Origin of the sequence: Aquipseudomonas alcaligenes NBRC 14159, from assembly GCF_000467105.1 — a bacterium.
Lineage (GTDB): Bacteria > Pseudomonadota > Gammaproteobacteria > Pseudomonadales > Pseudomonadaceae > Aquipseudomonas > Aquipseudomonas alcaligenes.
The window spans coordinates 68,401-91,846 of record NZ_BATI01000028.1 but is presented as its reverse complement, the minus strand read 5'-3'; the positions used below and the strand labels follow the sequence as shown (position 1 = coordinate 91,846).

General features: G+C 67.0%; 25 protein-coding genes and 1 pseudogene. 11 read left to right on the top strand and 15 right to left on the bottom strand.

Going from position 1 to position 23,446, the window contains the following annotated elements; translation table 11 throughout:
- The first annotated feature begins 10 nt into the window (after positions 1-10).
- The 4 genes from PA6_RS15360 (at position 11) to PA6_RS15350 (ending at position 3,338) form a co-directional block, all read left to right on the top strand.
- Positions 11-622, top strand: coding sequence for an LPS-assembly lipoprotein LptE (locus tag PA6_RS15360; protein WP_043216768.1), 612 nt, complete (start codon positions 11-13; stop codon positions 620-622).
- A 43-nt stretch (positions 623-665) separates the two neighbouring features.
- Positions 666-1,700, top strand: coding sequence for a DNA polymerase III subunit delta (holA, locus tag PA6_RS15355; protein WP_021701855.1), 1,035 nt, complete (start codon positions 666-668; stop codon positions 1,698-1,700).
- Between the two features lie 90 nt (positions 1,701-1,790).
- Positions 1,791-1,958, top strand: coding sequence for an alternative ribosome rescue factor ArfA (gene arfA / locus PA6_RS22825; RefSeq protein WP_021701854.1), 168 nt, complete (start codon positions 1,791-1,793; stop codon positions 1,956-1,958).
- Between the two features lie 84 nt (positions 1,959-2,042).
- Positions 2,043-3,338 carry a lytic murein transglycosylase gene (locus tag PA6_RS15350; protein ID WP_021701853.1) on the top strand — a complete coding sequence of 432 codons (1,296 nt, stop codon included), beginning with the start codon at positions 2,043-2,045 and terminating at the stop codon, positions 3,336-3,338.
- A gap of 46 nt (positions 3,339-3,384) precedes the next feature.
- Here PA6_RS15350 and PA6_RS15345 read toward each other — a convergent pair whose 3' ends face one another.
- Positions 3,385-4,266, bottom strand: coding sequence for a DNA-3-methyladenine glycosylase family protein (locus tag PA6_RS15345; RefSeq protein ID WP_021701852.1), 882 nt, complete (start codon positions 4,264-4,266; stop codon positions 3,385-3,387).
- Between PA6_RS15345 and PA6_RS24640 the strand changes: the two are divergent.
- The 3 genes and pseudogenes from PA6_RS24640 to lipA form a co-directional block, all read left to right on the top strand.
- Positions 4,198-5,175, top strand: a pseudogene (locus PA6_RS24640) (PAS domain-containing protein); the annotation flags it as partial. The gene PA6_RS15345 and the pseudogene PA6_RS24640 overlap by 69 nt on opposite strands.
- On the top strand, positions 5,155-5,715 hold the full coding sequence (locus PA6_RS24635) for a methyl-accepting chemotaxis protein (protein WP_255209929.1): 561 nt from the start codon (positions 5,155-5,157) through the stop codon (positions 5,713-5,715). The pseudogene PA6_RS24640 and the gene PA6_RS24635, both read left to right, overlap by 21 nt.
- Positions 5,716-5,874: 159 nt before the next feature.
- Positions 5,875-6,927, top strand: coding sequence for a lipoyl synthase (gene lipA, locus PA6_RS15335; protein WP_021701850.1), 1,053 nt, complete (start codon positions 5,875-5,877; stop codon positions 6,925-6,927).
- Positions 6,928-6,998: 71 nt separating this feature from the next.
- Here the strand turns inward: lipA and lipB are convergent, their stop codons facing one another.
- From lipB to PA6_RS15280, 11 genes are all read right to left on the bottom strand, one after another.
- Positions 6,999-7,616: a lipoyl(octanoyl) transferase LipB gene (lipB, locus tag PA6_RS15330; RefSeq protein ID WP_021701849.1), complete on the bottom strand. Its 618-nt coding sequence runs from the start codon at positions 7,614-7,616 to the stop codon at positions 6,999-7,001.
- Entirely contained in the window at positions 7,616-7,894 is a 279-nt protein-coding gene (locus PA6_RS15325; protein WP_021701848.1) for a DUF493 domain-containing protein, read from the bottom strand. The genes lipB and PA6_RS15325 overlap by 1 nt, the downstream gene beginning before the upstream one ends.
- A 127-nt stretch (positions 7,895-8,021) precedes the next feature.
- Positions 8,022-9,194 carry a D-alanyl-D-alanine carboxypeptidase family protein gene (locus PA6_RS15320; protein ID WP_021701847.1) on the bottom strand — a complete coding sequence of 391 codons (1,173 nt, stop codon included), beginning with the start codon at positions 9,192-9,194 and terminating at the stop codon, positions 8,022-8,024.
- Positions 9,195-9,282: 88 nt separating this feature from the next.
- Positions 9,283-10,293, bottom strand: a complete 1,011-nt coding sequence (locus PA6_RS15315; RefSeq protein WP_021701846.1) for a septal ring lytic transglycosylase RlpA family protein — start codon at positions 10,291-10,293, stop codon at positions 9,283-9,285.
- Positions 10,290-11,306: a lytic murein transglycosylase B gene (gene mltB / locus PA6_RS15310; RefSeq protein WP_081693994.1), complete on the bottom strand. Its 1,017-nt coding sequence runs from the start codon at positions 11,304-11,306 to the stop codon at positions 10,290-10,292. Before mltB ends, PA6_RS15315 begins: the two co-directional genes overlap by 4 nt.
- Positions 11,303-12,451, bottom strand: coding sequence for a rod shape-determining protein RodA (gene rodA / locus PA6_RS15305; RefSeq protein ID WP_021701844.1), 1,149 nt, complete (start codon positions 12,449-12,451; stop codon positions 11,303-11,305). The genes mltB and rodA overlap by 4 nt, the downstream gene beginning before the upstream one ends.
- Entirely contained in the window at positions 12,448-14,373 is a 1,926-nt protein-coding gene (mrdA, locus tag PA6_RS15300) for a penicillin-binding protein 2 (protein WP_021701843.1), read from the bottom strand. The genes rodA and mrdA overlap by 4 nt, the downstream gene beginning before the upstream one ends.
- 10 nt (positions 14,374-14,383) lie before the next feature.
- Positions 14,384-14,851 carry a 23S rRNA (pseudouridine(1915)-N(3))-methyltransferase RlmH gene (gene rlmH / locus PA6_RS15295; RefSeq protein WP_021701842.1) on the bottom strand — a complete coding sequence of 156 codons (468 nt, stop codon included), beginning with the start codon at positions 14,849-14,851 and terminating at the stop codon, positions 14,384-14,386.
- 9 nt (positions 14,852-14,860) lie between these two features.
- Positions 14,861-15,220, bottom strand: coding sequence for a ribosome silencing factor (gene rsfS, locus PA6_RS15290; RefSeq protein ID WP_021701841.1), 360 nt, complete (start codon positions 15,218-15,220; stop codon positions 14,861-14,863).
- A gap of 7 nt (positions 15,221-15,227) precedes the next feature.
- Positions 15,228-15,878 (bottom strand): nicotinate-nucleotide adenylyltransferase, encoded by a 651-nt coding sequence (nadD, locus tag PA6_RS15285; RefSeq protein WP_021701840.1) that lies wholly within the window; start codon positions 15,876-15,878, stop codon positions 15,228-15,230.
- On the bottom strand, positions 15,878-17,143 hold the full coding sequence (locus tag PA6_RS15280; protein ID WP_021701839.1) for a glutamate-5-semialdehyde dehydrogenase: 1,266 nt from the start codon (positions 17,141-17,143) through the stop codon (positions 15,878-15,880). Before PA6_RS15280 ends, nadD begins: the two co-directional genes overlap by 1 nt.
- Positions 17,144-17,316: 173 nt before the next feature.
- Here PA6_RS15280 and PA6_RS15275 point away from each other — a divergent pair, with 173 nt between their 5' ends.
- A complete protein-coding gene (locus PA6_RS15275; RefSeq protein WP_021701838.1) occupies positions 17,317-17,997 on the top strand; it encodes a DNA-3-methyladenine glycosylase in 681 nt (226 codons plus the stop codon).
- Between the two features lie 2 nt (positions 17,998-17,999).
- The gene (locus PA6_RS15270; protein WP_021701837.1) at positions 18,000-19,316 is read left to right on the top strand and encodes a bifunctional DedA family/phosphatase PAP2 family protein; all 1,317 of its coding nucleotides are present in this window, start codon (positions 18,000-18,002) and stop codon (positions 19,314-19,316) included.
- A 24-nt stretch (positions 19,317-19,340) separates the two neighbouring features.
- On the opposite strand, the gene PA6_RS15265 is transcribed toward PA6_RS15270, so the two are convergent.
- From PA6_RS15265 to PA6_RS15255, 3 genes are read right to left on the bottom strand one after another with little or no spacing between them, the layout of a single operon-like run.
- Positions 19,341-19,931, bottom strand: a complete 591-nt coding sequence (locus PA6_RS15265; RefSeq protein WP_021701836.1) for an LON peptidase substrate-binding domain-containing protein — start codon at positions 19,929-19,931, stop codon at positions 19,341-19,343.
- A gap of 10 nt (positions 19,932-19,941) precedes the next feature.
- Complete coding sequence (locus PA6_RS15260; RefSeq protein ID WP_115288018.1) at positions 19,942-20,652, bottom strand: LrgB family protein; 711 nt, start codon at positions 20,650-20,652, stop codon at positions 19,942-19,944.
- A gap of 2 nt (positions 20,653-20,654) precedes the next feature.
- Positions 20,655-21,017, bottom strand: coding sequence for a CidA/LrgA family protein (locus PA6_RS15255; protein ID WP_021701834.1), 363 nt, complete (start codon positions 21,015-21,017; stop codon positions 20,655-20,657).
- 162 nt (positions 21,018-21,179) lie between these two features.
- Between PA6_RS15255 and PA6_RS15250 the strand changes: the two genes are divergently transcribed.
- Both PA6_RS15250 and PA6_RS15245 read left to right on the top strand, forming a co-directional pair.
- On the top strand, positions 21,180-21,635 hold the full coding sequence (locus PA6_RS15250; RefSeq protein ID WP_021701833.1) for a MaoC family dehydratase: 456 nt from the start codon (positions 21,180-21,182) through the stop codon (positions 21,633-21,635).
- A 92-nt stretch (positions 21,636-21,727) separates the two neighbouring features.
- Complete coding sequence (locus PA6_RS15245; protein ID WP_021701832.1) at positions 21,728-23,431, top strand: C13 family peptidase; 1,704 nt, start codon at positions 21,728-21,730, stop codon at positions 23,429-23,431.
- Positions 23,432-23,446: the final 15 nt, after the last annotated feature.

Below are 23,446 nucleotides of genomic sequence, written 5' to 3'. Positions count from 1 at the left end.
ATAGAAGAGAATGATGAAACGGAATCTGGTGGTAATAGGTCTGGCCGTTCTGCTCAGCGCCTGCGGCTTCCAGCTGCGCGGCACCGGCAGCGCCGAGTTCGCCGTCAAGGAAATCGACCTGCAGGCGCGCAACGCCTACAGCGATACCGCCAAGCAGCTGCGCCAGCTGCTCGAGAACAGCGGCGTGAAGGTCCACAACGGCGCGCCCTACCGCCTGTTCCTGGCCAACGAGCAGGAAACCCAGCGTACCGCCAGCCGCAGCGGCAGCGCACGCAGTGCCGAGCTCGAGCTGACCACCCGCCTGGACTACGAGATCCGCGGCGAGAAGAACCTGCTGTTGCTGCAGGACAAGCTGGAAGTGCAGAGCATCTACGTGCACGACGAGAACAACCTGATCGGCTCCAGCCAGGAGTCCGGCCAGCTGCGCCAGGAAATGCGCCGCGAGCTGATCCAGCAGCTGTCCCTGCGCCTGCAACTGCTGACCCCGGCCCAGCTGGAACAGCTGCAGCAGGAAGCCGAGGCCCGCGCCGCCGCCGAAGCGGAAGCCGCCGCCGCGGCGCGCCGCGCCGAGCAGGAGTCGGCGCCGCTGCAGTCGCCGATCCAGCTGCCGATCAAGCAGTGATAAGAGAGGGCCGGGCAACCGGCCCTTTTCGCAAGAAGCCGCGATGAAACTGAACCCCGCCCAACTCGGCAAGCATCTGCAGGCAGGCCTGGCGCCGGTCTACGTGGTCAGTGGCGACGAGCCGCTGCTGTGCCAGGAAGCCGAGGACGCCATCCGTGCCGCCACCCGCCAGCAGGGTTTCAGCGAGCGCACCGTGTTCCATGCCGAAGCCAGCTTCGACTGGGGCCTGCTCTACGAAGCCGGCGCCAGCCTCTCGCTGTTCGCCGAGAAACGCCTGATCGAGCTGCGCATCGCCAATGGCAAGCCGGGCGACAAGGGCACCGCGGCCATCCTCGAATACCTGGAACGGCCGCCGCAAGACACGGTGCTGCTGATCAGCCTGCCCAAGCTCGACGGCAGCACGCAGAAGACCAAGTGGGCCAAGGCGCTGATCGACGGCCCGCACAGCCAGTTCCTGCAGATCTGGCCGATCGAGGTCGCCCAGCTGCCCAACTGGATTCGCCAGCGCCTGTCGCAAGCCGGCCTGGCTGCCAGCCAGGAAGCGGTGGAGCTGATCGCCGCGCGGGTGGAAGGCAACCTGCTGGCCGCCGCCCAGGAAATCGAGAAGCTCAAGCTGCTGGCCGAGGGCAACCAGATCGACGCCAGCACGGTGCAGGCGGCCGTGGCCGACAGCGCCCGCTATGACGTGTTCGGCCTAGTCGATGCGATCCTCAACGGCGAAGCCGCACATGCCCTGCGCATGCTCGAAGGCCTGCGCGGCGAAGGCGTGGAACCACTGTTCATTGTCGTCATGCTGGCCCGCGAACTGCGCCAGCTGGCCGGCCTGGCCCTGCAGTTCAGCCAGGGCGTACCGCTGGAAAAAGCCTTCGCCAGCGCCCGCCCGCCGGTCTGGGACAAGCGCCGTCCACTCTACAGCCGCGCCCTGCAACGCCATACGGCGGCGCGCTGGAACCAGCTGCTGATCGATGCCCAGCGCATCGACGCGCAGGTCAAGGGCCAGGCCGCCGGTGATGCCTGGAGCAGCCTGGCGCGCCTGGCCTTGCTGATGGCCGGCCAGCGCCTGCCGCTCAGCGAATGAAGCCGGGCACCTGCGCCTATGGACATTTTTTAACCATCGGCGCATAGTCCGCGCCGCTCGCAATACCGCGAGCCTGCGAGGAGCACTCCGATGAGCAAGAAAGCCCCGAAGCGGCCGAACAAGGCCAAGTCCATAGTCGCCCAACCGCTGTTCCGCTGCCGCCAGGAACAGCCGAAGAAAGGCAAAGGCAGCTACCGCCGCGAAGCCTCCCACTGGGAGGCTTCTTGCATTCTGGGGCCGCTGAAAAGCGTCGCCTGAGCCACAACCGCGCTGTTGCCCGGGCCCGGACAGCCGCCCGGCATGTTAAGGTCGCGATTTGACTGGCAAGACCGAGACACCCCGATGTTCCAGCTTTCCGCCAACGCCCGCCTGAGCTGCCTGCTCGCCGGCGCCATGCTCTTCCTCGGCGCCTGTGCCGAAACCCCGAACCCCGCCCCCGAACTGGTTGCCGCCTCGCCCACCCAGCCGCCACAGCAAACCCAGCAGAACCCCGCTCAGGCGCAGGCCGCCGCGCCCGTCGCACCGGCGCTGAACTTTGCGGACTGGCGCGCAGGTTTCCGCGCCAAGGCCCTGCAGGCCGGCATCCAGCCCCAGGTGTTCGACCAGGCCTTCGCCGGCGTGACCCCGGACCTGAGCGTGGTCAAGGCCGACGGCGCCCAGCCGGAGTTCACCCGCCCGGTCTGGGAATACCTCGACGGCGCCATCTCGCCGCTGCGCGTGCGCAAGGGCCAGGCCCTGCTGGCCGAGCACGCCGCCACGCTGGATGCCATCGAGCAGCGCTACGGCGTCGACCGCGAGACCCTGGTCGCCATCTGGGGCATGGAAAGCAGCTTCGGCCAGTTCATGGGCGAGCAGTCGGTGATCCGCTCCCTCGCCACCCTGGCCTATGAAGGCCGCCGCCCACGTTTCGCCGAAGACCAGTTGCTGGCGGCCCTGCAGATCCTGCAGAGCGGCGACATCAGCAGCACCGGCCTGCGCGGCTCCTGGGCCGGCGCCATGGGCCAGACCCAGTTCATTCCCACCACCTACCTGACCCACGCGGTGGACTTCGACGGCGACGGCCGTCGCGACATCTGGAACTCCAGCGCCGACGCCCTGGCCTCGGCCGCCCACTACCTGCAGGCCTCCGGCTGGCAGAAGGGCCGCGCCTGGGGCATCCAGGTGGCCCTGCCGAGCGGCTTCGACTACGCCCTGGCCGACACCGAGGTGCGCAAGACCTATGCCGAGTGGTATGCCCACGGGGTGAAAGGCACGCCGACCAACGTCGACCCGAACGACACCGGCTACCTGCTGCTGCCGGCCGGCCACCGTGGCCCGGCTTTCCTGGTGTTCCGCAACTTCGGCGCCATCCTCAAGTACAACAACTCCTCGTCCTACGCCCTGGCCGTGGGCCTGCTCGGCCAGCGCCTGGGTGGCGGCGGGCCGCTGCTGGCCAGCTGGCCGAAGGACGAACGCCCGCTGGGTCGCAGCGAGCGCATCGCGTTGCAGGAGGGCCTGGCTGCCCGCGGCTACGAGCCGGGCCCGGCCGACGGCATCATCGGCGCCAACACCCGCCGTGCCGTACGCGCCTTCCAGCAGAGCCTGGGCCTGCCGGCCGACGGCTATCCGACCCCGGCGCTGCTGCAACAGCTGCGCTGAGCACCACAGCAGCAGGGCCGAGCACCCGGCCCTGCCTCGCAATCCACTACGGCAGCGCCCAGAGATGGGCCGCCACCAGCGCGCGCCAGGGTGCGAAAGGTTGCAGCCAGTCGCGTACGAACGGCTGTGTGAGCTTTTCCTCCGCGCCGAGCAGGCGCTGCAGCTGGCGCCTGACCGCGGCATCACCGTGCAACGATCCGTCCAGCCGGGCGAAGCCTCGCAACAGTGCGTAGTCCACCGTCCAGGGCCCGATGCCCTTCAGCGCCAGCAGGTGTTCGGCAATGACCTCGGCTGGCGCATCAGCCTGCCACTGATCGAGCGGCAAGCGCCCTTCGACCACTTCGCGCGCGAGCCGCAGCAGGGTCTGGCTCTTGGCCCGGGAGAAGCCGGCCTGGCCCAGCACGTCCTCATCGAGCGCCGCGACCGCCGCCGCGTCCGGATAGCAGAACAGGCCGCCCGAGTGCTGCTGCCCGGCCAGCTGGATCAGACGCCGACGCAGGCTGATGGCCACCGCCAGACTGATCTGCTGGCCGCTGATGGCCCAGGTCAGCGCCTCGAAGGCCGAAGCCGCCTGGGGCACGCGCAAGCCCCGGTTGGCAGCGATCAGCCGGCCCAGCAGAGGGTGCGCGCCATAAGCCGCCTCGAAGGCGTGCACCGACTGGGTCAACCCCAGCATGTGCGCCGCCAGCGCCTCCAGCGGCTGCGGATCGTCGTCAATATCGCCATCCACCTGCAGGCTCACCCGCACTCGGTGCGCGACGAAGCGCAGGCTCAGGCAGGCCGGCAGCCCCTGCCAGAGCAAACCCTTGTCCAGACCATCGTCCGTCACCCGCTCGGCCAGGGCCTGGGCATCGCGCCGATGGAAGCTCAACAGGTCGGCCAGCCGGTAGTCGGCGGGCAAAGGCATTTCGAGATCGAGTCGGGTCATGGCGGCCTGGTCATGGAGCGGCTGGTCGGGAACTACACTGCAGGGACTGCGACTTTTCCGCCAGCGGCCGATACCAAGAAAGGCAATTGCCCCGGTACAGACCGCTTCATCAGCCCAGAAGGTGTATTACAGATGTTCAACAACACGCTGAAAGCGGAGCTGGCCCAGCTGCGTAACGAACTGGCGAGCATGCGCCAGATCAAGGACTCGTTGTACAGCGAGATGCTGGTTCTGGAAATCGAGCCCGATGGCCGGGTGCGCTACGCCAACGACAACTTTCTCGCCGAGATGCTCTACGCCGACCATGCGCTACTCGGCCGCCCGCTGGATTCGCTGATCCCCACGTCGTTCCGTACGGAAGCCAACTATGCCCGCCTGCAGCAGGCGCTGCGCAACCGCGAGCACCTCAGCGGCGCCTTCCGCCTGCTCCGCGGCAACGGTCAGGAGGCCTGGCTGCGCGCCATCTGGCAGCCGGTGCTGAACAGCCGCGGCGAACTGGCCTACTTCACCCTCTGCGCCAACGACCTGACCCGCACCATCGCTACCTCGCGCGAACACGAAGGGCTGATCGACGCCCTGCTGCGCTCCACGGCCGTCATCGAGTTCAACCTGAGCGGCGAAGTGCTCACCGCCAACCAGCGTTTCCTCGACGGCATGGGCTACCGGCTGGAACAGATCCGCGGCAAACACCACCGTATGTTCTGCTCGGCAGAGGAGGCGAGCTCGCAGGAATATCGCGACTTCTGGGCTCGCCTGAATCGCGGCGAATACGTCGCCGGCCGCTTCCAGCGGGTCGACAGCCACGGCCGCAGCGTCTGGCTGGAGGCCTCCTACAACCCGATAGTCGACAGCCACGACCAGCTGTACAAAGTGGTCAAGTTCGCCACCGTGATCACCGATCAGGTCAACCAGGAGCAGGCCGTGGCCGAAGCGGCGAGCATCGCCTACAGCATCTCGCGACAGACCGACGCCAGCGCCAACAAAGGCGCCGCCGTGGTCAGCCAGACGGTCGAAGTCATGCAGCGCATTGCCCGTCAGTTACGCGAGGCCAGCGCGGGTATCGAGGCCCTGGGCAAGCAATCGCAACTGATCAGCACCATCATGCAGACCATCCGCGGCATCGCCGACCAGACCAACCTGCTCGCCCTCAACGCGGCCATCGAGGCCGCGCGGGCCGGCGAACAGGGACGCGGCTTCGCCGTGGTTGCCGATGAGGTCCGCCAGCTGGCCGGCCGCACCAGCCAGGCTACCGAGGAAATCGTCGAGGTGGTGCAGAAGAACCAGAGCCTGGCGCAGAACGCCGTGGACAGCATGGCCAGCAGCAGCGAGCAGGCCGAGCAGGGCCTCAGCCTGGCCAGCGAGGCCGGTGCGGTGATCGTCGAGATCCAGGACGGCGCACAACAGGTGGTCCAGGCCATCGGCCAGTTCGCCAACCAGCTGAAGAGCTGAGCCTGAGCGAGGTAGTAGCAACGCACGGCCGCGGGGAGTGCCTCCACGGCTGCAGAGCGCGTCCGACAAGGGTCGCAAGCCGCAGGTAGCCATCCATGGTAGACTGCCGGAAGGCCAAAAGCCCCGCTACCCAAGCCTCCTACCGGAGCCGAGATCTCGATGTCCGACGCAGTCCCGCCCAAGTCCGTCTCCAGCGGCGAAAAATTTCGCACCCCCCAGGGAATCACCGCGATCAAGGATGGCCAGAAGCGCCGCGCTTCGGCCGAGCCGCAGGTCGTCGAACCCAAGCCGAGCTGGCTGCGGGTCAAGGCGCCGAGCGGCAGCCGCTTCGATGCGGTCAAGCGCAACGTCGGCGAGCATCGCCTGAGCACCGTGTGCCAGGAGTCGCACTGCCCGAACATGGGCGAGTGCTGGTCCAACGGCACCGCCACCATCATGCTGATGGGCTCGGTCTGTACCCGCGCCTGCCGCTTCTGCGCCGTCGATACCGGCAACCCGAACGGCTGGCTGGACCTGGAAGAGCCGCAGAACACCGCCAAGTCGGTGGAACTGATGGGCCTGCGCTACATCGTGCTGACTTCGGTGGACCGCGACGACCTGCCCGACGGCGGCGCCGCGCACTACGCGGCCTGCGTGCAGGCGATCAAGGCCAACACGCCGCAGGTGGTGGTCGAGGCCCTGACGCCGGACTTCGACGGCGACCACGCGGCCATCGCCCGCGTGGTGGATTCCGGCCTCGAGGTGTTCGCGCAGAACGTCGAGACGGTCAAGCGCCTGACCCATGAGGTGCGCGACCCGCGCGCCGGCTACGAGAAAACCCTGAAGGTGCTGGAGTTCGCCAAGCAGCACCGTCCTTCAGTCATCACCAAGACCAGCCTGATGCTCGGCCTGGGCGAGACCGACGAGGAAATCCTCGCGACCATGGACGACCTGCGCGCCATCGGCGTGGACATCCTCACCCTCGGCCAATATCTGCAGCCCACGCGCAACCACCTCAAGGTGCAGCGCTGGGTCAGCCCCGAGGAGTTCAATCGCCTGCGCGACATCGGCCTGGAAAAGGGCTTCATGGAAGTCGCCGCCGGCCCGCTGGTGCGCTCCAGCTACCGTGCCGACCGGGTATTCGAGAAGAACAACCTGGGCCTGGCCGCCCCCGCCCCAGTGCCGGGCCAGCAACAGAACGACAGCCTGATTCCGGCGCTCAATCTGAACTGACCCTTAGCGTAGAAACATAAAAGGCCCTGTGGCATCCGCCCCAGGGCCTTTTGCTTGGCCTCTATCCAGCCTCAGCGGTAACCCAGGCGCTCGCGCAGTGCAGGTTCCAGGCGCTGCGCCACCTCATCGAGCGACGGCACGGTTGCCAGCAGGTCCCTGAGCTGGATCATCTTCAGGCCGGCATAACCGCAAGGGTTGATGCGCTGGAAGGGCGCCATGTCCATGTCGACGTTCAGCGCCAGGCCGTGGAACGAACAGCCGTTGCGTACCCGCAAGCCCAGCGAGGCGATCTTGTCGCCGGCGACATAGACGCCCGGGGCATCGGCCTTCGGCGCGGCCTCGATGCCATAGCCGGCCAGCACATCGACCAGCGCCTGCTCCATGGCCGTCACCAGCTCACGCACGCCGAGCTTCTTGCGACGCAGGTCCAGCATCAAATAAGCCACCAGCTGACCGGGGCCGTGGTAGGTGACCTGACCGCCGCGCTCGACCTGAATGACCGGGATATCGCCGGGTGCCAGCAGGTGCTCGGCCTTGCCGGCCTGGCCCTGGGTGAACACCCGCGGATGCTGCAGCAGCCAGATCTCGTCAGGGGTCGACTCATCACGCTCGGCGGTGAAGCGGCGCATGGCTTCCAGGGTCGGCAGATAGTCCGCCAGCCCCAGGTGACGCACGACCAGCTCGGCCATCAGAGCACCATGTGCACGCGACCGGTGGCCTTGAGGTCGACATGGATCGCCTGCAGCTGCTCGACCCCGGTGGCGGTGATCAGCACCTGCACGGAGAGGAAGCGACCATTGCGGCTGTCGCGCACCACCAGGCTGGCGGCATCAAAGCCCGGCGCATGGCGCTGGATCACTTCCACCACCAGGTCGGCGAAGCCGGCGCCGGCCTCACCGATCACCTTGATCGGGTAGCGCTCGCAGGGGAATTCGATTTTCGGGGCTTGTACTTCGGTATCGGTCATCGCGGTCACTCCGGGTTTGTCACCCGTGAAATGCGAACGCCCCGATTCCGGGGCGTCCTTGTCAGCCTTCAGTTCAGTCCCTTATCTGGGGCCCGAACGGCGGTGTTTCAAGACCGCCAGACGACTCTCAGTTGAACATGCCGTAGAAGAACAGGCGGATGCTATCCCACAGGCGACGGAAGAAACCACCCTCCTCCACCGGCTCCAGGGCGATCAGGTCGGCGCTGTGTACCACCTCTTCACCCAGCTTGACTTCGACCTTGCCGATCACGTCGCCCTGCTTGAGTGGCGCTACCAGCTGCGGCTCCAGCACCATGCTGGCCTTGAGCTGCTTCACCTGGCCTTTCGGCAGGGTCAGGCTGAGGTCCTGGGCAAGGCCGGCCTTGACCTGACGCGTGGTGCCTTTCCAGACCTGGGCCTGGGCCAGCTCCTGGCCTGCCTTGTAGAAGGTCTGGGTCTCGAAGAAGCGGAAGCCGTAGGTCAGCAGCTTCTGGGTCTCGGCGGCGCGGGTCTTCTCGCTGTCGGTGCCGAATACCGAAGTGATCATGCGCGCACCATCACGCACGGCCGAGGCCACCAGGCAGAAGCCAGCCTCCTCGGTGTGGCCGGTCTTCAGGCCATCGACGGTGCTGTCGCGCCACAGCAGCAGGTTGCGGTTGCCCTGCTTGATGTTGTTCCAGAAGAACTCCTTCTGCGAGTAGATCGCATAGTGCTCCTGGTCCTCGTTGATGATGGCGCGGGCCAGGATGGCCATGTCGTGGGCGCTGGAGTAGTGCTCCGGGTGCGGCAGGCCGGTGGCGTTCATGAAGTGCGAGTTCTTCATACCGAGCTTCTCGGCGGTCTCGTTCATCATGTCGGCGAAGGCGTCTTCACTACCGGCGATGTATTCGGCCAGGGCGATGCTGGCGTCGTTGCCGGACTGGATGATGATGCCGTGCAGCAGGTCATCCACCGTCACCTGGCTGTTGATCGGCAGGAACATGGTGGAACCACCGGACGCCGCACCACCGGTACGCCAGGCGTGCTCGCTGACGGTCACCAGGTCCTGCTCGCCGATCTTGCCCTTGCGAATTTCCAGGGTGGCGATGTAGGCGGTCATCAGCTTGGTCAGGCTGGCCGGCGGCAGGCGCTGATCGCCGTTGTTCTCCACCAGCACCTTGCCGCTGGCGCCATCCATCAGCACATAGGACTTGGCAGCCAGCTGCGGCGGCGAGGGGATCGCCGATTCGGCGGACGCGGCGAAAGGCACGGCCAGCAGCACGAGCAGGGAGAGGCGTTGGGCAAAGCGGGAGATGTTCATCCGGTTCTCTAAAGATCACTGTCAACGATGGCACGGACGGCATGGCCGCCCGCATTCAGCGCCGCGCGAACGCGGCGCACGAAAGGCTTCAGTCGGCCTTCACCAGGGCGGGCTCGCCGAGGTTGGCCAGGCGCACACTGTCCTGCAGCTGCTGCGCCTCAGCCTGGGTTTCGACCGGCCCCAAGCGTACCCGGTGCAAGATCTGCTGGTTGCGCACCACCGAGCTGATAAACACCTTGGCAGGTACCGTCTCGCTCAGCTTGGCCTTGAGGAGCTCCGCAGCGTCCGGATTGGCGAAGGCGGCCACTTGGAGATACAGGCCAGAGGCTGCGGGCGAAGCGTTTTTTTTTACGTCCATCTGCACCGGCACGACGGCCGCGGCATGCTGCTCGGGCGGCGGGGTGTACTGCTCGATCGGCTGGCTGGCCGCCACCGCGACCGGCTGCGCGACCGCCGGAGCGGGCTGATTGGCCATCTTCGGCTGTGCCAGCACCATCGGCACCGGACGGCCCTGGGCGGCCCACCACTCATGTGGGTCGATGCCCTCGACCTTGACCCGCGCGGTGCCGCTCTCGGCGTAGCCGAGCTTCTTCGCTGCGGCGAAGGACAGGTCGATGATGCGGTCGGAGTAGAACGGGCCACGGTCGTTGACCCGCAGGATCACCGTCTTGCCGTTGTCCAGGTTGGTCACCCGCACGTAGCTCGGCAGCGGCAGAGTCTTGTGCGCGGCGGTCATGCCGTACAAGTCATAGGCTTCGCCGTTGGCGGTGGCCTGACCGTGGAACTTGGTGCCGTACCAGGACGCGGTACCGACGGCGCTGTAGCGGCGGCTGTCGCGGATCGGGTAATAGGTCTTGCCCATCACCGTGTAGGGGTTGGCCTTGTAGTTGCCGTAATGCGGCATCGGCACGGCATCGGGGATGCGCGACACATCGACGTCCCACCAGGGCGCGCCGTCGCGATGCGGGCGGCTGTAGTCACCGGGCCCGGAAATCGGCTGCGAACCGGGCTCGACCGGCTGCGGGGCGCGGTTGTTGGTGCAGCTGACCAGTGCCAGGCCGATGGCGGTGGCAGTCAGAGTGCGCAGGACCCGCTTCACGGACGACCCCGCTTGGCGATCAGCTCGCCGGACAGTTGATGAACGGCCATGGCGTACATGGCGCTACGATTGTAGCGGGTGATCACGTAGAAGTTGGGCAGGCCCATCCAGTATTCCTGGCCTTCGGCGCCGTCGAAGCGGAAGGCGGTGACCGGGATGTCGTCGCGCAGCACATCCGCGCTGCTCCAGCCGAGGGTGCGCAGCTCGCCCACCGTCTTCACCGGGTCTAGGCCCTGGGTCAGGCCGCTGTCGGCCTGCTCGCCCTTGACCTGGGCGCGGCTGACCACGGACTCGCCGCTGACCCAGCCATGACGCTTGAAGTAGCTGGCGACGCTGCCGATGGCATCCACCGGGTTGGTCCAGATGTCGATATGGCCGTCGCCGTCGAAGTCCACCGCGTAGGCGCGGAAGCTGCCCGGCATGAACTGCGGCAGCCCCATGGCACCGGCGTAGGAGCCTTTCACGGTGAGCGGGTCGATCTGCTGCTCGCGGGCCAGGATGAGGAACTCGCGCAGCTGCTGGCAGAAGAATTCGGCACGCGGCGGATAGTCGAAGCACAGGGTCGACAGCGCATCGAGCACACGCCAGCTACCGGTGTTGCCGCCGTAGAAGGTTTCCACGCCGATGATCGAGACGATCACCTCGGCCGGCACGCCATATTCCTGCTCGGCACGGGCCAGGGCCTCGGCATGCTTGTTCCAGAAGTCCACACCCTTGCTGATGCGCGCCTCGGTGATGAAGATCGGCCGGTAGTCCTTCCACGGCTTGACCTTCTCGGCCGGGCGGGAGATCGCATCGAGAATCGCCTGCTTGCGCTCCACCTGGTCGAACAGCGCGGTCAGCTGCTCACTGGCGAAGCCATGATCGCGGGTCATTTCGGCAATGAACTCGGCCACCTTGGGCGAGCCCTGATATTCGCCGGCGGCCTGCGCCTGGCCGACCAGACCGAGCAACGCCCCCACGGCGATTCCCCAGCTGCGCATTGCTTGTTTCAAATTCTGCACTCTTGTCATGCCTGGGCGATCCACTTGCGGTGCGTCTGAATCGCCATCAAAACCCCAAACCCAGACAACAGCGTCACCAGATGGGTTCCGCCATAGCTAATAAAGGGCAGGGGCACCCCCACCACCGGCAGCAGTCCGCTGACCATGCCGATGTTAACGAATACGTAGACGAAGAAGGTCATGGTCAGGCTACCGGCCAGCAGTTTGCCGAACAGCGTCTGCGCCTGCGCCGTGATCATCAGCCCGCGCCCGATCAGCAGCAAGTAGACGAACAGCAGGATACACACTCCGACCATGCCGAACTCCTCGCTCAGCACGGCAATGATAAAGTCCGTGTGACTTTCCGGCAAAAAATCCAGGTGCGACTGGGTGCCGAGCAGCCAGCCCTTGCCGAACACGCCGCCCGAGCCGATGGCCGCCTTGGACTGGATGATGTTCCAGCCGGTACCCAGCGGGTCGCTTTCCGGATCGAGGAAGGTCAGCACCCGCTGCTTCTGGTACTGGTGCAGCACGAAGAACCACATGGCGATGGCGATCGGCACCACGGCCGCCACCGCCCCCATGATCCAGCGCCACTGCAGGCCGGCCATGAACAGCACGAAGGCGCCGGACGCGAGGATCAGCAGGCCGGTGCCCAGGTCAGGTTGTTTCAAAATGAGTACGAAGGGGATCAGGATCAGCACCAGGCTGATGACGATGTGCTTGAGCTTGGGCGGCAGGTTGTGTCGCGCCAGGTACCAGGCGATGGTCGCCGGCATGATGATCTTCATGAACTCCGAGGGCTGGAAGCGGATCACCCCGGGGATGTTGATCCAGCGCGTAGCACCCATGGCCGTATGGCCCATGACCTCCACCGCCACCAGCAGGCCGACCCCGACCAGGTAGGCCAGCGGCACCCAGCGCGCCATGAAGCGCGGCTCGAACTGGGCGATGATGATCGCGGCGAACAGCCCGAGACCAAAGGAGCTGCCCTGCTTGATCACCAGGTCCCAGTTCTTGCCGCTGGCCGAATACAGCACGAACAGGCCGCCGGCGCACAGCGCCAGCAGGATCAGCAGCAGCCAGCCATCGATGTGCAGGCGCTGCAGCAGGGTGGCGCGGCGCTTGAACACGTCTTCATCGGAAATGCTGCGGTCGAATTCCTGGCGCTTCATCGCTGCACACTAGCCTCTTCGGTTACCGGCACCGGGGGGCGATACTCGGGCTTGAGCTGGCCATCGGGACCGAGCAGCCAGGCGTCCATCACCTGCTTGACCACCGGCGCGGCGACGCCGGAGCCGGACTCGCCGTTCTCCACCATCACCGCCACGGCGATCTTCGGCGCCTCGGCGGGGGCGAAGGCGACGAACAGGGCATGGTCGCGGTGACGTTCGCGAACCTTGCTGCGGTCGTACTTCTCCCCCTGCTTGATCGCCACCACCTGGGCCGTGCCGCTCTTGCCAGCGATACGGTACACCGAGGTGGCACCGACCTTGGCGGCAGTGCCGCGCGGCCCGTGCATCACCGCCTCCATGCCCAGGCGGCCGTAGTCCCAGAACTTGTCGTCGCGCAGCACGATGTCCGGCGGCGTCATCACCCCGTCCATGGCGCCATCGGCCATCAGCTGCTGCGGCGTCTGCCCCTCGGCGGTCTTCAGCAGGTGTGGGCGAATCCACTTGCCGCGGGTGGCCATCAGCGCGGTGGCCTGAGCCAACTGCAGCGGCGTGGTTTGCATGTAGCCCTGGCCGATGCCGAGGATCAGCGTCTCGCCCGGATACCAGGCCTGGCGGTAGCGCGCACGCTTCCACTCGCGCGACGGCATCAGGCCGGGGGCTTCCTCGAACATGTCCAGTGCCACCTTCTGGCCCAGGCCGAAGCGCGTCATGTAGTCGTGCAGGCGGTCCACGCCCATCTTGCGCGCGAGGTCGTAAAAGTAGGTGTCGTTGGAGCGCATGATGGCGAACTCCATGTTCACCGAGCCATCGCCCAGGCGGTTCCAGTTGCGGTACTTGTGGCTGTGCCCGGGCAACTGGTAGTAGCCGGGGTCGAACACCCGGGTCTGCGGGGTAATCACCCCGGCATCCAGGCCGGCCACCGCGACCATCGGCTTGATCGTCGAGCCCGGCGGATACAGGCCGCGCAGCACGCGGTTGTACAGCGGCCGGTCGATGGAGTCGCGCAGCTCGGCATAGGCCTTGAAGCCGATGCCGGTGACGAAGGGGTTGGGGTCGAAGCTGGGCAGGCTGACCATCGCCAGTACGTCGCCCGTGCTCGGCTCGATCGCCACCAAGGCGCCACGGCGGCCGGCCAGTGCCTGTTCGGCCGCTTCCTGCAGGCGCACGTCGAGGCTCAGGGTCAGGTCCATGCCCGGCGTCGGATCGGTACGCTTGAGCACCCGCAGCACCCGACCACGGGCGTTGGTCTCGACTTCCTCGTAACCAACCTGGCCGTGCAGCATGTCCTCGTAGAAGCGCTCGATACCGGTCTTGCCGATATGGTGGGTACCCGCGTAGTCGGTAGGATCGAGGTCCTTGAGCTCCTTCTCGTTGATCCGCCCGACATAGCCGACCGAATGCGCGAAGCGCTCCTTCTGCGGATAGTGGCGCACCAGCTGGGCGCTGACCTCCACCCCGGGCAGACGGAACTGGTTGACCGCGATGCGCGCGATCTGCTCCTCGGACAGCTCGAACAGCACCGGCACAGGCTCGAAAGGCCGGCGCCCCTGGCGCATGCGCTTCTCGAACAGCGCGCGGTCGTCCGGGGTCAGCTCCAGCACCTCGACGATCGCGTCCAGCACCTGGCGCCAGTCGCCCGCCCGCTCGCGGGTGATGGTCAGACTGAAGCTGGGGCGGTTGTCGGCGATGATCACCCCGTTGCGGTCGAAGATCAGCCCACGGGTGGGCGGAATCGGCTGCACGTGAATGCGGTTGTTCTCCGCCAGGGTGGTGTGATGCTCGTACTGGATCACCTGCAGGTAGTACATGCGGGCAATCAGCACACAGGTCAGCAGCAGCACCACGACGCCGCCGACGACGACGCGACGACGCACCAGGCGGGCGTCCTTCTCGTGGTCCTTCAGGCGGATCGGCTGCGGCATCGACTGCTACTTATTTGTGATACGGATGGCCGGACAGCACGGTCCAGGCCCGGTAGATCTGCTCGCCGACCAGAATACGCACCAGCGGGTGCGGCAGGGTCAGCGGCGACAGCGACCAGCGCTGCTCGCTGCGCGCGCACACTTCCGGCGCCAGCCCCTCGGGGCCGCCGACCATCAGGTTGACGTTGCGCGCATCCAGGCGCCAGCGTTCCAGCTCGGCAGCCAGCTGCTCGGTGCTCCACGGCTTGCCTGTGACCTCCAGGGTCACGATGCGTTCACCGGGCTGCACCTTGCTCAGCATCGCCTCGCCCTCCTGACGGATCAGGCGGGCAACATCGGCGTTCTTGCCACGGGTACTGAGCGGAATCTCCACCAGCTCCAACGGCAACTCGCCCGGCAGACGCTTGACGTACTCCTGCCAGCCCTCCTCGACCCAGCGCGGCATGCGCGAGCCGACGGCGATCAGCTTGATACGCACGGGGCGGACTTACTCGGCCGGATCCTGATGCTGCGCGCGGCTCTGCTCGGCACCTTGCCACAGGCGCTCCAGATCGTAGAACTGACGGGTGGCAACCTGCATTACGTGGACCACCACGTCGCCCAGGTCGAGCAGGGCCCACTCGCCACCGTCCAGACCTTCGCTGCCGATCGGGCGCACGCCCTGCTCCTTGACCTTTTCCAGCACTTCATTGGCCATCGACTTGACGTGACGGCTGGAGGTGCCGCTGGCGATCACCATGAAATCGGTGACGCTGGTCTTGCCGCGCACATCGATGGTGGTGATGTCCTGACCTTTCATGTCTTCCAGGGCCGCCACGGCGACCTTGACCAGTTGTTCGTTTTGCATCGTTACCTCATGAATCGGTTTTCGCACGGTACAGATCGTGCGCATGGATATAGGCCAGCACGGCGTCGGGCACCAGAAAACGCACCGAACGCCCCTGCGCCAGCAACTGGCGAACCAGGGTGGCAGACACCGCCAGCGGCGTCTGCCAGATGAAACTGATCTGCCCGCTCGGCCCGAGGAGGCCTTGCGGATCGGTCACACTGCGCGCGGCGAGCAGATCGCGCAGCGCCTCGGGCGGCTCGCTGTCGGCATCCGGCCGCTGCAGCACGAGGATATGGCAGTGCACCAGCAGCTCCTGCCAGCGATGCCAGGTGGGCAACCCGCAGAAGGCATCCCAGCCCAGCAGGAGAAACAACTGATCGTCCGCCGCCAGCTCACCGCGCACCGACTCCAGGGTGTCGTAGGTGAACGACGGTTTGTCACGCTTCAACTCGCGGTCGTCGACCGCCAGCCTCGGCTCGCCGGCCACTGCCAGCTCGACCATGGCCAGGCGCTGCTCGGCGGTCGCCTGCGGCGCCTCGCGGTGCGGCGGACGGGCGCTGGGGATCAGCCTTAGCTCGTCCAGCGCCATGAACTCGGCGACCTCCAGCGCACCGCGCAGATGACCGATATGCACCGGATTGAAAGTGCCGCCCAGGATGCCAATGCGTCGCGCCATCAGGTGCGGATGTGCCCGTCGCCGAATACCACGTACTTCTCGCTGGTCAGGCCTTCCAGGCCGACCGGGCCGCGGGCGTGCAGCTTGTCGGTGGAGATGCCGATCTCCGCGCCCAGGCCGTACTCGAAACCGTCGGCGAAACGGGTCGAGGCATTGACCATCACCGAAGCGGAATCCACTTCGGTGAGGAAGCGCCGGGCATCACTGAAGTTCTCGGTGATGATCGCGTCAGTGTGCTGCGAGCCGTACTGGTTGATGTGCTCGATGGCCGCATCCAGCGAGTCGACGATACGGATCGCCAGGATCGGCGCGTTGTACTCGGCGTACCAGTCATCTTCGGTCGCTTCCAGCACACCGCCACCGAGCAGCGCGCGGGTGGCGGCGTCGCCGCGCAGCTCCACGCCCTTGTCGCGGTAGATGGCGGCCAGCGGCGGCAGTACGCGGGCGGCAATGGCCTCGTGCACCAGCAGCGTCTCCATGGTGTTGCACGGCGAATAACGCTGGGTCTTGGCGTTGTCGCAGACACGAATGGCCTTGCCCAGATCGGCGGCGATGTCCACGTAGACGTGGCAAACGCCGTCCAGATGCTTGATCACCGGCACCTTGGCGTCGCGGCTGATGCGCTCGATCAGGCCCTTGCCGCCGCGCGGCACGATCACGTCGACGAACTCCGGCATGGTGATCAGCGCACCGACGGCGGCGCGGTCGGTGGTTTCCACCACCTGCACGGCGCTGGCCGGCAGGCCGGCCTCGGCCAGGCCGAGCTGGATGCAGCGGGCGATCGCCTGGTTGGAATGAATGGCCTCGGAACCGCCACGCAGGATGGTGGCATTGCCGGACTTCAAGCACAGGCTGGCGGCGTCGATGGTCACGTTGGGGCGCGACTCGTAGATGATGCCGATCACGCCCAACGGCACGCGCATCTTGCCGACCTGGATGCCGGACGGCAGGTAGCGCATACCCTGAATCTCGCCGATCGGGTCCGGCAGGGTGGCGACCTGGCGCAGGCCTTCGATCATCGAGTCGATCACCTTCGGCGTCAGCGCCAGGCGGTCGACCATGGCCGGCTCCAGACCATTGGCGCGTGCAGCGGCCAGATCCAGCTCGTTGGCGGCGGTCAGCTCGCTGCGGGCGGCATCGAGGGCGTTGGCGGCAGCCTGCAGCGCATGGTTCTTCTGCGCGGTGCTGGCTCGGGCGAGCACCCGCGAGGCGGCGCGCGCGGCGCGGCCCAGGCGGGTCATATAGTCGAGCACGGACTCGGTCATGGTCGGCGAAGGTCTGGCAGTTGGAAAAAGTCGCTGATTATAGCGGGCACACCCCGTCAAGCCCAGCACTGCCGGGCGGATGGTCACCTCCGTGCAACATCGCGGAACAAGATTCACCGCCACGACGCCGAGGCATTGTTAAGATCGCGCCACTTTCACCAGCTCCCTGACCGATGATCGCCACGCCACGCCCATTGCCCGACAGCTTCTTCGACCGCGACGCCCAGGTGCTCGCCCGCGCGCTGCTGGGCAAGATCATCCGTCACCGTCACCAGGGGCACTGGCTGGCCGCACGAATCATCGAGACCGAGGCCTATTACCTGGCGGAAAAGGGCAGCCATGCCTCGCTCGGCTACACCGAGAAGCGTCGCGCCCTGTTCCTCGATGGCGGCCACATCTACATGTACTACGCGCGTGGCGGCGACTCGCTGAACTTCAGCGCCCAGGGCCCAGGCAACGCGGTGCTGATCAAGTCCGCCCTGCCCTGGCTGGATCAGCACTGCGCGCCGGACGCCCTGCAACGCATGCAGGGCAACAACCCCGCGGCCAGCGGTGAGCGCCGCCCGCCGGAGCGTTTATGCGCCGGGCAGACCCTGCTGTGCAGGGCGCTGGGCCTCAAGGTGCCGGACTGGGATGCGCAGCGCTTCGACCCCGCGCGCCTGTTCGTCGACGACGTTGGCGAACGCCCGGCGCAGATCATCCAGACCACCCGCCTGGGCATTCCGGGCGGCCGCGACGAACACCTGCCCTACCGTTTCGTCGACGCCACTCACGCCCGCCACTGCACGCGCAACCCGTTGCGCCGCGGCCAGGTCGAAGGCCGTGACTACTTTCTGCTGAACCCCGAGGAGTGACCATGAGCGAATGGTACGCAACCCTGTCGCACTGGCTGGAGGCCAACCCGGAGTGGCTGGGCCTGGCCATCTTCCTGGCCGCCTGCCTGGAATGCCTGGCGGTCGCCGGCATCCTGATCCCCGGCACCGTACTGCTGTTCGCCCTCGGCGTGATGGCCGGCAGCGGCGCCCTGAGCCTGGGCGAAACGCTGCTGCTGGCCTATACCGGCGGCCTGCTCGGTGATGCCATTTCCTACGGCATCGGCCGCCGCTTCCACCAGGGCATCCGCCGCCTGCCGGTGCTGCGCGACCACCCCGAGTGGCTGGCTGGCGCCGAGACCTACTTCCAGCGCTACGGCGTGGTCAGCCTGCTGGTGGGCCGCTACATCGGCCCGCTGCGCCCGATGCTGCCGCTGGTAGCCGGCATGCTCGACATGCCTTTCGTGCGCTTCGTGCTGGTCAGCATGCTGGCCGCTGCGGGCTGGGCGGTGGCCTACATGCTGCCGGGCTGGGCGACCGGCGCCGCCCTGCGCCTGCCGCTGCCGGAAGGCTTCTGGAGTGCCGCCGGCATGGTCGCCGCCGCCATCGCCCTGATGTTGCTGGTGGTGATCCACAGCAGCCTGCGCGAGCAGCGCTGGGCCACCGCCGTCGCGGCCGGCATCAGCGGCAGCCTGCTGCTGGCCTTGCTGCTCGGCGTGCCCCATCTGAGCGCCCTGGATGAAGGGCTGATTGCCCTGGTGCAGGAGCACCGTAGCGCCAGCATGGACAGCCTGGCCCTGCTGATCACCGGGCTGGGCGACTTCAAGACACAACTGTTCGCCGGGGTGCTGGTAACCCTCCTGCTGCTCTTCGCCCGACGCCTGCAGGCCGCCGTGTTCGTCGCCAGCTGCATGCTGTTCACCGCGCTGGCCACCAGCGGCCTCAAGCACCTGTTCGCCCGCGCCCGCCCGGATGTGCTGCAGCAGCCCCTGGAAAGCTTCAGCCTGCCCAGCGGCCACAGCTCGGCGGCCTTCGCCTTCTTCCTCGCGCTGGGTGTACTGGCCGGCCGCGGCGCCGCCGCGCGCACACGCCTGACCTGGCTGCTGCTGGCCAGCCTGCCGGCACTGAGCATCGCCGTGTCGCGGGTTTACCTGGGCGTGCACTGGCCCACCGACATCCTCGCCGGCGCCCTGCTGGCCGGCAGCGTCTGCGCCGCCTGCCTGGCCTGGCTGCAACGCCGCGAGCCGATGCAGGCCCTCGGCGCACGCGTATGGTGGCTGGTCCTGCCCGCCACCCTGGCCCTGCTCGGCGGCGTCAGCGCCTGGGCGCTGCCGGAAGCGATCCAGCAGTATCGCTATTGAGTGCAATGACGGCGGGCAACCGCCTCAGGCCGTCATCTCGCCCTGCATCCGATCCAGCAGGTACTGGATCAGCTCGAGCCGCTGCAGCGGAGCGTCCAGCTGCAGCAATTGCAGCTTCTGCTCGATGGAGAATGGCAGCAGGTAGGCCAACTGATTGGCCAGCGCCTGCTGCCCTGCGACCACGCCGCCCATGCCCAGGCCGGCCACCAGTGGGTGCTCGGCCAGCGCGCTCAGCAGGGCGGCCAGGTCGGCGTGCTCGGCCAGCAGCGGCGCATCCTCGGCCTCGTCCAGCCAGCTCACCTCGGCCAGGGTCAGCTGGTCCGCCTGTACGCTAACCTCGCCCACACGCAAACGCCGCCCGCCCTCGACGCGAATACCGAGCAGACCATTGGGGCGCTGCTGGAAGTCGCGAATCAGCGCCTCGCAGCCCAGGGTCGAGAACCGCCGCGCCGCCTCGCCGACCTCGCGCCCTTCGAGCAGGGCCACCACGCCGAAACCCTCGCCACGGCGCATGCAGGCACTGACCATGTCCAGGTAGCGCGCCTCGAAGATCTGCAGATCGAGGATGCAGCCGGGAAACAGCACGGTATTGAGGGGAAACAGCGGGTAGCTCATCGAAGGCTCCTCAGGCGACCAGCGCAATCACCAGCGGCAACAACACGGCCGTCAGCATGCCCATCAGGCTCATGGCCAGGGCCGCGAAGGCACCGCTCTCCTCGCTCTCCTGCAACGCGCGGGCGGTGCCCACCGCATGCGCGGTGATGCCCAGCGCCATGCCCTGCGCCGCCGGATGGTGCACACCGATGCGGCGCAGCAGCTCGGGCCCGCACATGGCACCGAGCACGCCGGTGATCAGCACGAACACCGCCGCCAGCGCCGCCACGCCGCCGATCTGCTCGGCCACCAGCATGGCGATGGGCGAGGTCACCGACTTCGGCGCCAGCGTCATCAGCATCATGCGCTCGGCGCCGAAGGCCCAGGCCAGCGCCACGCCCAGCACGGTGGCGAGCAGGCCGGCCACCAGCAGGGTGATCAGGGTCGGCCAGAACAGCTGGCGAATGCGCTTGAGGTTGAGGAACAGCGGCACGGCCAACGCCACGGTGGTCGGCCCGAGCAGCACGCTGAGCAGGAAGGTGCTCTCGCGGTACTCCTGATAACTCAACCCGGCCAGCAGCAGGATGCCGATCAGCACCGCCATGGACACCAGCACCGGCTGCAGGAACATCCAGCGCGTGCGCTCATAAGCCGCCAGCGCGCCTTGATACACCGCCAGGGTGATGCCGACGCCGAACAGCGGATGGTGCAGGACCGCCTGCAGCGCGGCGTGCCAGTCCAGGCTCATGGCCGTTTCTCCCGGCGCGCCTGGCGGTCGATCAGCTTCTGCATCAGCCAGCCGGCGAACAGCAGCGACATCAGCAGCGACAGCCCCAGCGCACCGGCCAGGGCCCAGAAGTCGGCGGCGATCTGCTCGGCATAGACCATCACCCCTACCGCCGGCGGCACCAGCAGCAGCGGCAGGTAGCGCAGCAGGCCAGAGGCAGCCTCGGTGATCGGTTCGCCCACCTCGCCACGCAGCAGGAGGAACACGAACAGCAGCAGCATGCCGATGATCGGCCCCGGCAGCAGGGTCAGGAACAGGGCGTTGAGGGCGGTGCCGAGCAACTGGAACAGCACCAGCCAGGTCAGGCCGCGAAGCAGCATGCGAAAGACTCCGGCTGAACAAAGACGCCCATTATAGACACGCCTGAGGGTGCTCCATAAACCTCGACTTTCGGCTTGACCCGCCCCGCCGCCCCATGCTGTTCTAGGGCCAGCCTGGTTCATCAAAAACAACAACTGACCTCGCATCCTCAAGGAGGATCTATGCCGCTCGTACCCGTTGCACAACTGCAAGACTATGTAGGCAAGGAACTCGGACGTTCCGAATGGCTGACCATCGATCAGCAACGCATCAACCAGTTCGCCGAATGTACCGGTGATCACCAGTTCATCCACGTCGACCCGGTCAAGGCCAAGCACACCCCCTTCGGCAGCACCATCGCCCACGGCTTCCTCAGCCTGTCGCTGATCCCGGTGCTGCTGGAAAAGCTCATGCTCGCCCCGGAAGGCATGAAGATGGCCGTCAACTACGGCCTCGACAGCGTGCGCTTCATCCAGCCGGTCAAGGTGGACTCGCGCGTGCGCCTGGCCGCCAAGGTGCTGGACATCACCGAGAAGCGTCCGGGCCAGTGGCTGATCAAGATCGAAGCCACCCTGGAGATCGAAGGCCAGGACAAACCGGCCTACATCGCCGAGTCGCTGTCGCTGTGCTTCGTCTGATCTGACCGACATCGCAGAAACGGGGCGCTCAGGCGCCCCGTTTGCATTATGCCGCTGGCATACTCGACGCGAACCCAGACTGGATATTCGCCATGCTCCGCCACTTCGCCCCACTCACCCTCGCCCTGCTGCTGGCCGCGTGCGGCGATGGCGAACCCCTGCTGCCAGCCGACGCCGTACTGCCCGATGGTGGCCGCTACCGCGGCGAGGTGGTGGACGGCCGCCTGCAGGGCGAAGGGCGCCTCGACTACGCCAACGGCGCCTACTACCAGGGCCAGTTCAAGGATGGCCTGTTCGAGGGACCCGGCACCTGGCGGGGCGCCGGTGGCGAACGCTACACCGGCCAGTTCCACCTCGGCCTGTTCCATGGCCAGGGCGAGCTGGTCTATGCCGACGGCACCCGTTACCAGGGTGGCTTCAAGCAGGGCAGGATGCATGGCGAGGGCCATCTGCAGCAGGGTGGCGTCAGCTATCGCGGCGAGTTCCGCGATGACCGCTACCACGGCCTCGGCACGCTGGAATGGCCGGATGGCAGCCGCTACCAGGGCCGCTTCGTGCGTGGCGAGCCGCAGGGCGAGGGCGTGCGCAAGAACGCCGAGGGCCAGTTCAGCGGCACCTTCAAGAACGGCATGCTGCAAGGCGAAGGCAGCTACCAGGGTGAGGACGGCGAGCGCTACAGCGGCGGCTTCCGCAACGACCTGTTCCATGGCAAGGGCCGCTACCAGAACGGCGAAGGCGAAGTCTGGAGCGGGCGCTTCGAGAACGGCGGGCTGACCGGCAAGGGTGAATTCCGCGGCGCCGACGGCCGCCATTACGAAGGCGAGTTCCGCCACTGGCAGTTCCACGGCAAGGGCAAGCTGAGCCTGGCCGACGGCAGCGTCTACCAGGGCCAGTTCGCCAACGGCCAGTACGCCGGCGCGGGCGAGCTGACCGCGCTGGACGGTAGTCGCACCGCGGGCACCTGGCGCGGCGGCGAGCTGATCCGCCAGGCCGACGGCGCAGCCCGACCGGACCCGCTGGAACTCGGCCTGCTGCAACAGGGTCAACTGTTGCAACAGGCGCTGGATGCCCTGCCCGCTTCCACCCCGGCCGTCGAGCTGTACAGCCTGACCCTGGCCGGTGACGGCAAGCAGAGCGTGTTCCTGCGCGAGGCCGACTACGTCAGCAAGCTGCTGCGCGAGCGCTTCGGCGCCCGCGGCAACGTGACCCTGAGCAACCATCGCGATCACCTGGCCGATCGCCCGCTGGCTACCCGCGAGAGCCTGACCCGCGCCGTACAGACGCTGGCCGAGCGCAGCGGCCCGGAGGACCTGGTGTTCCTCTACCTGACCAGCCACGGCTCGCACGACCACGAGCTGAGCATCGACCAGCCGCGGCTGCAGCTGGCCGACCTGCCGGCCGGCGAACTGGCGGCGTTGCTGCAGCCCCTGCGCGACCGCTACAGGGTGGTGGTGATTTCCGCCTGCTACTCCGGCGGCTTCATCCCGCCGCTGAAGGATGACAAGACCCTGGTGATGACCGCCGCGCGGGCCGACCGGGTGTCCTTCGGCTGTTCCGAGGAGAACGACTTCACCTACTTCGGCCGCGCCCTGTTCGCCGAGGCGCTCAACGAGACCGACGACCTCGCACGCGCCTTCGAGCTGGCCAAGACCCGGGTCGCCGAGCGCGAGCAGGCTGACGACTTCGAACCTTCGGAGCCGCAGCTGTGGGCCCCCAGGCCGGTGCTCGAACACTGGAAGAAGCTGCGTCGGCAGCAGGCGGAAGAAGCGCTGAGCGCGGCGACGAAAGCGCAATAAATGGCGATCAGTTTT

What these genes read in the sequence shown, in the direction of transcription:
- PA6_RS15360 (WP_043216768.1), top strand. Translation starts at nt 11, where the DNA reads ATGATGAAACGGAATCTGGTGGTAATAGGTCTGGCCGTTCTGCTCAGC.
- holA (WP_021701855.1), top strand. Translation starts at nt 666, where the DNA reads ATGAAACTGAACCCCGCCCAACTCGGCAAGCATCTGCAGGCAGGCCTG.
- arfA (WP_021701854.1), top strand. Translation starts at nt 1,791, where the DNA reads ATGAGCAAGAAAGCCCCGAAGCGGCCGAACAAGGCCAAGTCCATAGTC.
- PA6_RS15350 (WP_021701853.1), top strand. Translation starts at nt 2,043, where the DNA reads ATGTTCCAGCTTTCCGCCAACGCCCGCCTGAGCTGCCTGCTCGCCGGC.
- PA6_RS15345 (WP_021701852.1), bottom strand. Translation starts at nt 4,266, where the DNA reads ATGACCCGACTCGATCTCGAAATGCCTTTGCCCGCCGACTACCGGCTG.
- lipA (WP_021701850.1), top strand. Translation starts at nt 5,875, where the DNA reads ATGTCCGACGCAGTCCCGCCCAAGTCCGTCTCCAGCGGCGAAAAATTT.
- lipB (WP_021701849.1), bottom strand. Translation starts at nt 7,616, where the DNA reads ATGGCCGAGCTGGTCGTGCGTCACCTGGGGCTGGCGGACTATCTGCCG.
- PA6_RS15325 (WP_021701848.1), bottom strand. Translation starts at nt 7,894, where the DNA reads ATGACCGATACCGAAGTACAAGCCCCGAAAATCGAATTCCCCTGCGAG.
- PA6_RS15320 (WP_021701847.1), bottom strand. Translation starts at nt 9,194, where the DNA reads ATGAACATCTCCCGCTTTGCCCAACGCCTCTCCCTGCTCGTGCTGCTG.
- mltB (WP_081693994.1), bottom strand. Translation starts at nt 11,306, where the DNA reads ATGACAAGAGTGCAGAATTTGAAACAAGCAATGCGCAGCTGGGGAATC.
- rodA (WP_021701844.1), bottom strand. Translation starts at nt 12,451, where the DNA reads ATGAAGCGCCAGGAATTCGACCGCAGCATTTCCGATGAAGACGTGTTC.
- mrdA (WP_021701843.1), bottom strand. Translation starts at nt 14,373, where the DNA reads ATGCCGCAGCCGATCCGCCTGAAGGACCACGAGAAGGACGCCCGCCTG.
- rsfS (WP_021701841.1), bottom strand. Translation starts at nt 15,220, where the DNA reads ATGCAAAACGAACAACTGGTCAAGGTCGCCGTGGCGGCCCTGGAAGAC.
- nadD (WP_021701840.1), bottom strand. Translation starts at nt 15,878, where the DNA reads ATGGCGCGACGCATTGGCATCCTGGGCGGCACTTTCAATCCGGTGCAT.
- PA6_RS15280 (WP_021701839.1), bottom strand. Translation starts at nt 17,143, where the DNA reads ATGACCGAGTCCGTGCTCGACTATATGACCCGCCTGGGCCGCGCCGCG.
- PA6_RS15275 (WP_021701838.1), top strand. Translation starts at nt 17,317, where the DNA reads ATGATCGCCACGCCACGCCCATTGCCCGACAGCTTCTTCGACCGCGAC.
- PA6_RS15270 (WP_021701837.1), top strand. Translation starts at nt 18,000, where the DNA reads ATGAGCGAATGGTACGCAACCCTGTCGCACTGGCTGGAGGCCAACCCG.
- PA6_RS15265 (WP_021701836.1), bottom strand. Translation starts at nt 19,931, where the DNA reads ATGAGCTACCCGCTGTTTCCCCTCAATACCGTGCTGTTTCCCGGCTGC.
- PA6_RS15255 (WP_021701834.1), bottom strand. Translation starts at nt 21,017, where the DNA reads ATGCTGCTTCGCGGCCTGACCTGGCTGGTGCTGTTCCAGTTGCTCGGC.
- PA6_RS15250 (WP_021701833.1), top strand. Translation starts at nt 21,180, where the DNA reads ATGCCGCTCGTACCCGTTGCACAACTGCAAGACTATGTAGGCAAGGAA.
- PA6_RS15245 (WP_021701832.1), top strand. Translation starts at nt 21,728, where the DNA reads ATGCTCCGCCACTTCGCCCCACTCACCCTCGCCCTGCTGCTGGCCGCG.